The organism is Mesorhizobium sp. SARCC-RB16n (assembly GCF_008520305.1).
In the GTDB taxonomy this organism is placed as follows: Bacteria; Pseudomonadota; Alphaproteobacteria; order Rhizobiales; family Rhizobiaceae; genus Mesorhizobium.
Genome location: NZ_ML703279.1, coordinates 188834 through 199484, shown reverse-complemented (window position 1 = coordinate 199484; position 10651 = coordinate 188834). Strand labels below are relative to the sequence as shown.

The 10651-nt window shown below is 57.2% G+C and carries 14 protein-coding genes; 6 read left to right on the top strand and 8 right to left on the bottom strand.

Annotated features, from left to right (window positions below):
- Nucleotides 1-65 precede the first annotated feature (65 nt).
- The gene (locus tag C7I87_RS24230) at nt 66-308 is read left to right on the top strand and encodes a hypothetical protein (protein ID WP_149906561.1); all 243 of its coding nucleotides are present in this window, start codon (nt 66-68) and stop codon (nt 306-308) included.
- Here the strand turns inward: C7I87_RS24230 and C7I87_RS24225 are convergent, their stop codons facing one another.
- Nucleotides 309-827, bottom strand: coding sequence for a hypothetical protein (locus C7I87_RS24225; RefSeq protein ID WP_149906560.1), 519 nt, complete (start codon nt 825-827; stop codon nt 309-311). It lies immediately after the preceding gene.
- 614 nt (nt 828-1441) lie between these two features.
- Here C7I87_RS24225 and C7I87_RS24215 point away from each other — a divergent pair.
- A complete protein-coding gene (locus C7I87_RS24215; RefSeq protein ID WP_149906559.1) occupies nt 1442-1651 on the top strand; it encodes a DUF2188 domain-containing protein in 210 nt (69 codons plus the stop codon).
- A 246-nt stretch (nt 1652-1897) separates the two neighbouring features.
- Here the strand turns inward: C7I87_RS24215 and C7I87_RS24210 are convergent, their stop codons facing one another.
- The gene (locus C7I87_RS24210; RefSeq protein WP_149906558.1) at nt 1898-2326 is read right to left on the bottom strand and encodes a hypothetical protein; all 429 of its coding nucleotides are present in this window, start codon (nt 2324-2326) and stop codon (nt 1898-1900) included.
- Nucleotides 2323-3186, bottom strand: a complete 864-nt coding sequence (locus C7I87_RS24205) for a hypothetical protein (RefSeq protein ID WP_149906557.1) — start codon at nt 3184-3186, stop codon at nt 2323-2325. The genes C7I87_RS24210 and C7I87_RS24205 overlap by 4 nt, the downstream gene beginning before the upstream one ends.
- A 522-nt stretch (nt 3187-3708) precedes the next feature.
- On the opposite strand from C7I87_RS24205, the gene C7I87_RS24200 reads away from it, so the two are divergent.
- A complete protein-coding gene (locus tag C7I87_RS24200) occupies nt 3709-4743 on the top strand; it encodes a toll/interleukin-1 receptor domain-containing protein (RefSeq protein ID WP_149906556.1) in 1035 nt (344 codons plus the stop codon).
- A 94-nt stretch (nt 4744-4837) separates the two neighbouring features.
- Here C7I87_RS24200 and C7I87_RS24195 read toward each other — a convergent pair whose 3' ends face one another.
- Nucleotides 4838-5152: a hypothetical protein gene (locus C7I87_RS24195; RefSeq protein ID WP_149906555.1), complete on the bottom strand. Its 315-nt coding sequence runs from the start codon at nt 5150-5152 to the stop codon at nt 4838-4840.
- A 228-nt stretch (nt 5153-5380) separates the two neighbouring features.
- On the opposite strand from C7I87_RS24195, the gene C7I87_RS24190 reads away from it, so the two are divergent.
- Nucleotides 5381-5740, top strand: a complete 360-nt coding sequence (locus C7I87_RS24190; protein WP_149906554.1) for a hypothetical protein — start codon at nt 5381-5383, stop codon at nt 5738-5740.
- 163 nt (nt 5741-5903) lie between these two features.
- Nucleotides 5904-6554, top strand: coding sequence for a hypothetical protein (locus C7I87_RS24185; protein WP_149906553.1), 651 nt, complete (start codon nt 5904-5906; stop codon nt 6552-6554).
- Nucleotides 6555-6675: 121 nt separating this feature from the next.
- Here the strand turns inward: C7I87_RS24185 and C7I87_RS24180 are convergent, their stop codons facing one another.
- The 4 genes from C7I87_RS24180 to C7I87_RS35370 form a co-directional block, all read right to left on the bottom strand.
- Complete coding sequence (locus C7I87_RS24180) at nt 6676-7152, bottom strand: tyrosine-type recombinase/integrase (protein WP_246696394.1); 477 nt, start codon at nt 7150-7152, stop codon at nt 6676-6678.
- Nucleotides 7153-7199: 47 nt separating this feature from the next.
- The gene (locus C7I87_RS24175) at nt 7200-7703 is read right to left on the bottom strand and encodes a tyrosine-type recombinase/integrase (RefSeq protein WP_188393975.1); all 504 of its coding nucleotides are present in this window, start codon (nt 7701-7703) and stop codon (nt 7200-7202) included.
- A 258-nt stretch (nt 7704-7961) separates the two neighbouring features.
- On the bottom strand, nt 7962-8660 hold the full coding sequence (locus C7I87_RS24170; RefSeq protein WP_246696391.1) for a thermonuclease family protein: 699 nt from the start codon (nt 8658-8660) through the stop codon (nt 7962-7964).
- A gap of 907 nt (nt 8661-9567) precedes the next feature.
- Complete coding sequence (locus C7I87_RS35370) at nt 9568-9816, bottom strand: hypothetical protein (RefSeq protein ID WP_188393974.1); 249 nt, start codon at nt 9814-9816, stop codon at nt 9568-9570.
- Between the two features lie 28 nt (nt 9817-9844).
- Here C7I87_RS35370 and C7I87_RS24160 point away from each other — a divergent pair, with 28 nt between their 5' ends.
- Nucleotides 9845-10132 carry a hypothetical protein gene (locus tag C7I87_RS24160; RefSeq protein WP_149906548.1) on the top strand — a complete coding sequence of 96 codons (288 nt, stop codon included), beginning with the start codon at nt 9845-9847 and terminating at the stop codon, nt 10130-10132.
- Nucleotides 10133-10651: the final 519 nt, after the last annotated feature.

Below are 10651 nucleotides of genomic sequence, written 5' to 3'. Positions count from 1 at the left end.
CCCGATTCCAGAATGATTTAAGTTGGCGACGAGTTGCGCCGGGTAACGCAAGGACGTTAGGTGCAGTGCTGGGGAGAGCAGACGTAATCAGATCAAGAACCGGTCTCGTCGTCGACCAGATGATTGAGCGGACCGGACAGCTTTACGTGATCATACAGAAGCGCAGCGCAGAAGAATTCGACAGGCGCGGCTACTTCATCGGCGGCGGATTTCTGATGCTCAAGGATGAAGACGACTATCGTGCCGTGGTCAACGGTCTTCCAGACCTTGTCGTCAATGCGAAGCCCTTCAAGGCACTTATGAGCTAATCACTTGCTATGCAGGGCGTCATGTATGACATCCCCTAGCGGGGTGTTATGCACGGCACCCTCTACAGTAGCGCCGAGGCATTCCAGCCTCGACGGCGTGTCGTTCTGAGGGTTGATGAGACTGCCATCGTTTGAACAGTTGTCGCCTATGACCCAAGCATTATCGCCCAGCTTTACATTGAGGCAGTTTTGGAAATCGCCGGCAGTGGCACATGCCTGACGAGCATCACCAAACTCCCTGCATAGGTCCACCCATTTGCAAAGGTTCGTGAGGTGGTCTTGGCTTTGTTGATCAGCTTTCGCGCGCGCTTCTCGCTGCGCAGTTTGTTCCTGTTCAAGCTTCGCCTGGGCAGCCGCATGCTCCGCCGCATGCTCCTGTTCAAGCTTCACCTGCGCAGCGGTTTTCGGAGTCTCTGGTGGCGGCGGATTCGCTATATTATACACAACCAAAAGCGCAACGAAGCCAAGCAATGGTAGGAAGAACGCTCCTCTAGAGGAGGGCTGATCTTCGTTGCCCATCGCGCCAACTGATCCTAATGATTTTAGCAGTCGGTACATTAGTTTCGAGCCACTTGCGGCGCAAGCTAGACGAGGCGGTCAGCATTGCTCTAAGCCTGCCAAGTGGCCAATCGGCGATCCGGTTGAATGGTGCGTCCAGCTCGATGGCGGTCAAGTGCCAATGAGGGGAAGGTGCTCGGGGAGCCCCAAATCAAGGTTGGCAGCCTGGTTTTCCAGGCCGACCAAGTCGGCCGCCACCGCTTTGTAACGTCTACAGTCCGCCTGGACGACAGATCGCTCGGGACGTTCAAGCGGCAGGCTCCCAGCGATTTCCCTGAGGTCGGCAAGGACCGAAGCAATATGGGGCCAGGGAAAATCAGTTACCGATGAGAAGGTGAGTTCCGACTATCGCAGATATATTTGACCGTAACGTGCCGAATGCGGCACCTGTCGGCCTTCGATCAAGCGCGGTGATTAACTGCCATTCCGTGGGGTCAGAAAAGTTCATCTCGCGCCGGAGTTCCCTTTTTGTTCTTAAGGCCCGCTTTGGCCGCAATCTGGACGAAATTGTGCCATTATTGGCGTATCTCGTGTCAGCGCGTCAACTAAGGCGCTATATGTAGTAGGAGAGTGGAATGAGCAAAGACAAGCACTTGTTTGTAGAACGAAGGGAGCAAGGCGACTACGCCGTGCGTCGGCCTAACTCGGAACGTGCAAGCGCGGTGGCACCAACCCAGCGCGAGGCCATCGAGCGGGCCCGGCAGCTGGAACCCAACACAAGGCCAGATGTCGAGCGTGTTCGTCACACCAGCGTCGGCAAGCCTGACCAGTGGCGGAAGGCGTGAACCGCCGTCCCAATCCTCTCAAAAATGACTTAGCCCGCCACCGCCAACGTCGCGGGCTTTTTTCATGGCCGCGATCGTCGAAACCAGACGGTCAAGCTCTACGTTGCCCTCAGTGCTGAGGGCCGGGATTCTCGCTGAAATAGGTTCCCAGGCGTGCAAAGACGATCGTGTTCCGATGCGTTTCTTGGAGCAACTGGAACATGAATTGATATGCCCCGCAGTATCGAAAGCGGTGCAGCCAAACCTTTAAATGCCGGGATCGGATTCGCCAGCGAATGCGTACATGGTGCCGAAAAGGACCGAGAGCGTTATGGTTACGAGGCATGCCGTAGAGGCTATGTCCCACACTGGAATAACAAGCTGTTGAACTTGCCGTGTTCGAGGGTAATCGAGAAACAGCGAGCAGCCATACGAGAACACGGCCAATACTGCGAATATGGTCAGCATCCGCAAAGCCCAGATCTTGTGATTGTCGGCCGGCCATTTCCGAAAAATGAGGCTGAATACTATTGCGAGCGCCGTAGCGAGCGCGAGACCGGTCCTCTCGCTCCGCAAGCCCCAGTCAGCGCGCATGATCGATGTGTTTGTGAACAGGTTGAACCAGCCGGTTACGAACGCGAAGAGTAGATTCGGGGTGACATTCGCCACCGCCCCTATGAACTTGCCGAAGTTCATTGCGGATCGCCGAACAGTGGCATGGGGATCGCGGCAAGGAGGTGGTTGTCCTTGTCAACGAACTCATAGTAAGCCGGAACCGGCTTCCACAGATTGGCGGCGTTGCCTTTGATGGAAAACGTCACAGCACCCTTGGATGAGAGTGGAGCTCCGCCTTTGTTGTCGAGAAAGAACGCGGCGAGAAATTTGTCGCGCTCGACCGGAAATATCGGCCGCACGGTGACATCATTGACCTGGCCGTCTGGGCGATCGCGGAATCGGTCCGCCGCATACCTGAAGAATGCTTGAAAACCGCCATCGGATGGTTCAACGCCGATCGTACCGCTAACTTCTAGCATCGTGGCCGAGGGATTGTTGAGGTCGCTGGGAAAGAAAACTCGCACATGATCGGACCAGCCACCTTCAGGTAAAGGCGCTAAAGCAACATCTTCCGTCTGGCCATAACTCGCACCGCATCGGCCAGCCTTCGTGTTTTCATCGTCGTCTTGTGCGGTTCCCAGAAATTCGGCCGGCGTGCGCTCCCCCGAGCTTCCGTACTGTATGCACCCTGCGACTGGCCGCGTATTGGTATGGGCGCGCATCCTGGGCGTTTCAGCAGATTCTTCTGAAGGCACATACGACTTGAAAGGGCCAGCGATGTACCAAGTGACGAGTAGGTCGCTGTTGGCATCGAGATTACCGACACAGGAAACATACCGGCGCATAGTGCCAACATCCTCGACCCATGAGCTGGTGACGAAGTTGAAGTTGCCGACGTGGTGTTCCTGTCGGGTATCGCCCTTACAGTCGGCCGCTTGTGATGCGGACACGCCGACCAGTAGAACTACGCCCGCACCAGCGGCCGTTACAAGGCCCTTCACGTTCCCCTCCGCCTGAGCGACAGCGGCAATACTGCCGTGAGCCCACCTAAGCTGCAAGCTCGATATAGAACAAATCTTCGGGCTTATTGGACGTAGCTGTCGCCATCTTAATTTGCGCAGTCATGTCGAAAAGAGTGGAAGCTATGACGCGATGCCCGGCCAACTATCGGCGACTCGAACCCCGGAATAAGAGAAACGATCAAGTTTTCATCACTGCAGATCGAGACGCCAAAGCGTCCTCCATGAGGACGCGCAATTCGACTGGAGACCCAAGGCAGGGGGTTCGAAAAACTTCCAAGGCCTCAGTCGTCAGCCAATTGGACAGCTTGGCAAAGCGGCTCGCCACGACGGGCACGAAGGAATTCTCGGCTACGGCGGTTCGGAACGTGGCCCCTTTAGCCGTTGCTCCTCATGCCCGTACTGTTACGAGCCGCTGCGGCGGGTTTGCTCGTCACTCCACTTCCAAACCTTTGAAGATAGAGATATCCCACGAGTTTATCCCAAGCAGTCAGGATCGTGGAAATGCCAGCAAAGACCCGAAAAATCTTCCTAAGCCACTCTTCTGCGGATGGCCCGCTGGTAGAGGCCTTCGAAACGCTCCTGATCAAGTGGCTTGGTATCGGCTCGCACGAAATCTTCGTATCGAGTCTGGAGGGGCAGGGTGCTCCGAAAGGAATGAACTTCGTCGATGCCATCAAGGCCGAAATCGTCACTACGGAGTCGGTGATAGCGCTGATTTCACCAGCTTATCGGGAAAGCGCGTTCTGTATGGCAGAACTTGGCGCAGCGTGGGCGCTAAGCACTAATCGGTTTCCCGTCGTCGTGCCACCAAGTGGATTTGGGGTGATAGATGCCACCCTCTTGGGAACAGTCGGCGTGATGGTGGATAATGAAGACGCGCTGGCGCAGATGCTGGAGGATCTCTCAAGTTCTTTAGAACTTGCGCCGGCTGCGGTTGGCATCCGCCAGCGGGCTATGCGTGAGTTTCAAAAAAAATGGCAGGATGCAAAGGGTGACATTGGGAAGTCGACCAACGTTCCGATTGCTGATTTTAAGAAAGTCGAGAAAGAGCGCGACGATGCGGTCAATGCCCGAAACCTCGCTGAAGATGACCTCACGAAGGCCGAAAAGTATATTAAGGCACTGAAAAGTCTCAAGGCTCCAGAGGACGTGTCGAAGCTGGAGAAGGAATTCGACAAAAGCGGCTGGGAAGGAAAATTTCAAACCCTTACTAGCGAGATTCAGAGGCTCGCGCCGAAGCTCGGCGGATCGTATATCCAACGGCAACTGATCCTCGATCACTTGGGAAAACAATCCCGCCCCGACAGCGTGAACTACGCCTCAGAGGTCGAGTTCGCGATGGAGAGGGACATATACGACCCAGAGTCAAACACGTGGAATTGGAGCGACGACTTCGTCCAGATCTTCGATAAAAAGATCAGTGAGATGGAGGCGCTTCTTTTGGAATTTCCGCAGATAGCCGACTGGCTCAAATCGAAGGGAAAGGGTGCCGATCCAGACAATTTCCGTTTCTGGGACGACAACGTCCTTTACTAATCGCAAGCCGCGACAAGTTTGAGAATACCCCGCGTGGTTTGCGCTGTGTCACCGGCGCCCGCCTTCTTGTCAGGCCAACGTGCATGGTCGCTCCCTAGAGCTTTTCCCGAATAGCCCAATCTTGAGCGACCATGCGGCGCGGAGGATCGTAGGCGGAGCCGATCTCACCGGGTTTCACCTTCGACATCCTCCAGCGCGTGGCGTCAGGCGTTTTCACGACCACTTCATCGGCAGGCAGCTCCGCTACCACGTCCAAACGTGTGCGGGCGTTGTTGCCGAACTCGACCGGGACAGTATCGCCCGCCTTGAGCTTCGGCGGTGGCGTGCCGGGGTCCTGGGGCGATTCCATGACCTGCACCCTGACCTGTTCCTTGATTTCATTCGAAGAGCAGTAGCCCTGCCAACCCATGAAGAAGCCTCCGTTGTTGGGATTTCCCCATAGATAGGTATGGGTTGGTGGAATCAAAATCCGTCGGCTAGATTGGCGTCCCGCACGGGGGATAAAATGCCTGCACCGACACCGCCATGGGGAAGCCCGCTATCGTATTGGGAGCGCTTGCTTATCGGGTGGAGGCTTGACCCCCAAGGGCGACGGCGCCCACCGGCTCCGAGCACAGCGCATTACGACCACGCCGCAGTGCTGGGAAAGGTTCACGAAACGGCGGAGATCACGTCCATCGAGGGGGGCGTCGAGCTGGCAGGCACCCGCCTGATCCTATCCACAGCTGGTGGCCTGCTGCCGGTCGAGCTTAGAGGGTTTAGGGCGCCGGCCAGCGTCGGGGATTGGGTTGAGGTCTTTCTGTCGCGCGTCCCGACGGTCGACACGCCGTACCCTGTTTTTCTGCACAACAAGGCCACCGGGATGATGGCCGAGATAGAATACGGCATCTGGAAATGCGCGGCCAGCGGCGGCGGCTCGACGGAGGATTGGGCGATTGCGCTGCTAAAACGCGAGGCGCGGTATTTCGCCTACGAACACTCCGGCGTCGTCGCCTAGGGCCTTGTCGCACCGTATCCGTCTTCAGCACGTCCACTCCCGAAAGGGCTGGCTCGACTGCAGCCCAGCAGCTTCGACGGCGAAATGGGATATAGGAAAATTATCCTACTTCGTCCCGAAGAGTCAATCCCTATATAGCCCTCACAGCGTGCTAGGAGTGCGTATGGAAGACGAGCCGAAAAACCTACCTGTTGCATTCGCGGATTCTGTCGCGAGCGAAAAGCTTGTCGATGTGGCCGCCACTGCCGCCGACATCGGATTGGACGCAGCCATATCGTCCGGCGCGCTGGATGGAGTTCCTATTTTGGGCGCTCTTGTCGGTCTCGCGCGAGGGGGGCTCGCCTACAGGGATTGGCTGTTTCAGAAAAAGGTGGCTACTTTCCTGAATACCTTTGAGAAAACGCCTTTAGAGGACCGCCAGGCGTTTATCGCGAACTTGGAAAAAAAGGGAAAAAAGGCTGAATTCGGCGAGACGGTGCTGCTGCTTTTAGATCGCGCTGACGACATGAAGAAACCTGAAATAATAGCCCGAGTAATGTCGGCGGCTGCCAACGGCAAGCTCTCTTTGGATGAGGCGATACGCCTGGCCAAGATCGTTGACAGGGCTTTTTCGGAAGACTTGAGGTTCCTGCTTGATTTCAAAGAGGGCGTACAAAAGGACAAGGACGCCGCTTCAGCGCTCTTTTCGGCCGGCCTGCTCGTTGACGTGGGAATTGATGGCGGCCTTATGATGGAGGAAGACAGCGGCGGGACGATGTACGACCTGAACCGGTATGGAAAGCTCCTGAGCGAGCACGGTCTTAAAGATCACTGATCGCCGTACCCAATGGGTCCTATTGCCTCAAGGAGCCGTGTGCGTCGTCAAAAATTTCCGCATTGCATCCTTACGTGCACTGAGATCGAGCGCATAATTTGCGCGCTCGAACTTAACTCCATCAAGCAAGGCCTGAATGTAGCTGGCGACTGTATCGCCTGCCATTACGAGCGCCGTGTCTACGGTGTGAATGTAACGGCTCGTGATCCACCAAGGCAGCTATCGTCGACCCGGTAAAGCCGAGATCGTTTGCCACGCTCGCGAAGCTGTGACGAAGCACGTGGGGTGTAACGCTTTCAAGTGGTGTGTCTTTGACGAGCTTTTCCCACAGCTTTTGGAAGCCGACTAATGGCTTCCCTTCCTCGGTACCGGGAAACACGAAATCAGCCTCATGGTCGGACAATAGCGGTTGGAGCAACTCGACCACAGGCAAGCCGATAGCCCGGGTGGATGCGCCTTCCTTGGAATCCTCAAGCCTGATGCAGCTGCGCTGAACATCGACCTCGCCCATTCGCAGATTAATAATCTCGCCTCGTCGACATCCCGTCATAGCGAGTGCCCGCGCCATTTTGGCGGCCGTTGAAAACTGCGGGTCGATAGCGGCGTCCGCGAGAATCTTGCCTAACGCTCGATACTCACGCTCCGTCAGACGACGGTCACGGACGCGATCTTTTGGTTTACGAAAGCCGTGAACCGGGTTCTTTTCGATGATGCCTTCCCGGATGGCATACGTGAAGAGCCGCCGAGAAGGCCTACGCCGCGCGAGCCAGTGCCAATCCCTCCCCGAACGATCGCCCGGCCTCGCTTCTTTGTCTTAATGTCGGCCCGGGTTTTGCCGTTGGCAACGTCGCGCAGAAATTTGGCAATGTCTGCCGACGTGATCTCGGTCACTCTCCGGTTCCCGACAAGCGGAAGGATGTGGCGGCTGATACGGCTACCGTCGATCTCCATGGTCGATGGCTTCTTAGGGCGGCCGCCTTTGCCTGGCACAAGTCCAGCTTCACAATCAGCCAGATATCGGGTGCAGAGTTCTTTGATAGTGATCGTTTTAGCGTCGAGGAGTTTTGTCTCCGCAGGGTTGTCGCCTTGCGCGATCCGACCGATCAAAATACGCGCCTCTTTTCGAGCCGCCTGTGCGGCTGATCTCATCGGCGGCCCAGACCTTGGGATTTTAACTGCTCTCAACATTGTCGCAGCCGCACAGGCGGCTCGTTCGGTTGCGCGTAAGCTACCTCAGCGGCGACCCTCCGCCGACGAACTACGGAAGCAGCCAGAACTACCTCCGATGCCAATTTCCGGCGGTAAGCTTTCTAGAGGTCAGCCGTCGCTGCCATTGCAAGAACCCCTTCTTTCACAACCTCAGCCGGGGCAAAGGCGCCGGCGGAAGGGTGGTTGAGGATTGGGGCTTTAGCACAGCCTCTCGCACGCCACGCCGTCGCCGTCCCGATCCAGCTTTCCGCCCCATGAACAGTTCTGCAGATACCATTGGGCCTCGTCGCACGAACCAATTTGCTTGCACGTTCGCCGCGGCTCGCATGGATAGCCGCTCTGCACGACAAGCCTGCGGCTGATGATGCCGAGCGGCTGGCGCGACGGCGCCGTGCCGTCGGCATGCTCCGCGCGCCACTCCCAAGGCGCCTGAAACTTGCCGACCCACAGGCCGACCTTTGCTGCTTCCGCCTTCGCCTGCTGCTGTGCGTAGGCGCCATGGCTGTAGCGCGGCCAATCCAGAGCCTGGCCGTGCTCGACCATCCACCCCTCCACGCTGGCGCCATCAGCACGCCGGCAGTCCCCGACGAAGCGGTGATATCGGTCCCAATCGACGAACGTGCATTGCACTGGCCTCGAGGCCGCCAGGAAGGAGTCGAGCGCTTCGGCTGATCGCCGGCCGCAGGGGTATTCGAAGCCCTTGGCATCGTCGCAGTACTGCCGGCTCTCCGGCGCGTCGATGCCGTTGAAGCGGATCCGTTGCCCGTGGATCTCGATCGTGTCGCCGTCGATGACCGACGCCACGCCGACGATCGGTCCTGGTTTCGGCCCGAGCAAGTTCGACAGGTTGATCTCCGGCAAACGGTCGCTGTGCTGCAGAAGCGTCTGCGCGGCCAATGCGCCGGCCGCAGTGACCGTGACAGCGATCAGGCGCAGCGGGACGCTCGCCCATCTGCGTGCGCGCGAGCGCCTGGCGCCAGTTCGCCTTCGCCACTGATCAGACCGGTTGTCGTGCCGATGTTTGTCCACGCCCCCATGCTCCCCCAGGGACAGAATGCGTCCATCGCGACGAAGAGTCCAGAAGTGCCCAACCGGAGCGGAACATCAGAGCCTTCTAACGGTTCTTTCTTGGTCGATTTCCAAGGCAGAGAGGCCACCGTGTCGGCGTTTGAATTCGTCTATTTTTCTGGTTTGACGGCGAGTGATCTCTTAGGCGGCGTCGCCTCGTTGGTGGCGTGTTGTGTGCTCTACAACGTTCTCGCAGAGGATCGTCCGCACCGGTAGGCGCGGGCTGCAACGGTCAGCCCCTCGCCACGGTGATAGGCCAACCACCTGGACGACCGCTGCGACCCGAGAGCCATTGCAGCATCCAGCGCCGAACCAAGGTGTGGCCCAAACTTCGAAACCATAATAGACAACCAGCCCGCAGCCGGTGGCAAACGAGAGCATAAGCAAAAGCCCAAGGTGAGGCTCCAAACAGGCCATTTAAAAAAGGTCCCCTGTGAAAGATGAATCGCATAGATCGCCACACCCAGAATCCGGAAACCGCGTCCTCGCATGAACACGTGGGCCCGGACGTCCGCCGGCGCGGTTTGTTGGCTTACGAATTTGTAAACAACGCGGTTGGAACGCACGCGACATCACGTCGTTGTGAGGTGGGCGTAAATCCAGCAGGAGGAAATTGATGAAACTATTATTGGGAGCTGCGATAGCGGCGGCGACGACATTTATGGCATTGGCACCTACCTATGCACAAAGCGTAATTATCCAGCCTGATAATGGCGGGGGCTACGTCGACCAATACTCATCGGGCGATGGGGATCAGTACCACCGCCACCATCGGCATCACAATCAAGACAGCTACAGCGATGGTCAGTACGACAGTCAGTACAACGATAACCAGTACAACGACGGACAATACAGGCGGCATCGTCATCACCACCATGGTTGTCGCATATTTGTAACTACGCACTGGCGTCATCATCACCGGGTAGTCGAGCGCACGAGACTGTGCGGCTAAACGCGCTGCTGAAGTAGGTTCAGCGCTACGCAAGAGTTTGAATCAGGGAAGGAACCCTAAAATGAACAGCAAGAATCTCTGGATGAGTGCCATGGCACTTTCAATGATCACCGGTGCCGCGCTCGCTGGCACCGCGGCCGGAACGTCGGCACTCGACGACCCTGCGAAGATGTCGCCGTTCTTCACCGATGCCGGGATGAAAACCATGAAGTCGGAAAAGGATTTCAAGACCGCGTGGAAGGACATGAAACCCGACGAACAGAAGGCGGTGTTGAAAGACTGCGGCGACACCAAAGTTAACAAGTCGCACGCGGATTTCTGCGCGATGGCTAAGAAGATGGGCGGCTGAGTGATGTGACGCCCGGTAGCTGTCACACTCCTTTACTGGCGTCCTGTAGTGATTGGGCTCGTACTTGAGGTACGGGCCCTTTCTCGCACTCTCACTACAGGGATGCTGGCCCAAACGCCTTGGCGCATTCTGCCATTTCGGGATCTAGGCCAAGGGCATGCGTGACGAGGGCGGGCTCGTCATCGCAAAGGGGGTCATAGATGCAAGCGCATCACCTACGATGAGCCGCGGCCTCTACTGATCTGTTTGACGTGTAAGTCCCAAGCCTTGCAGACCGCTGCCGCGACACACTGGGCATCTGATAGTAGAACCTTTGCAGCCCGGTTGGTGAGCCCCGGGCGGGCAACAAGTGCCGTTCGACGCCAACCATTTACTGCAATCGAAAACCTTGCCGGCTCCGAGACATTGCCGACACTGAAACTTTCTGAACTCTGCCAAGCGCCCACCTGCCAATTTATCGGAAAGGCAAGAACGCAGCCGGCTAAATTTAGTTTCAACTAATCCACTGGGGCAGCGCGC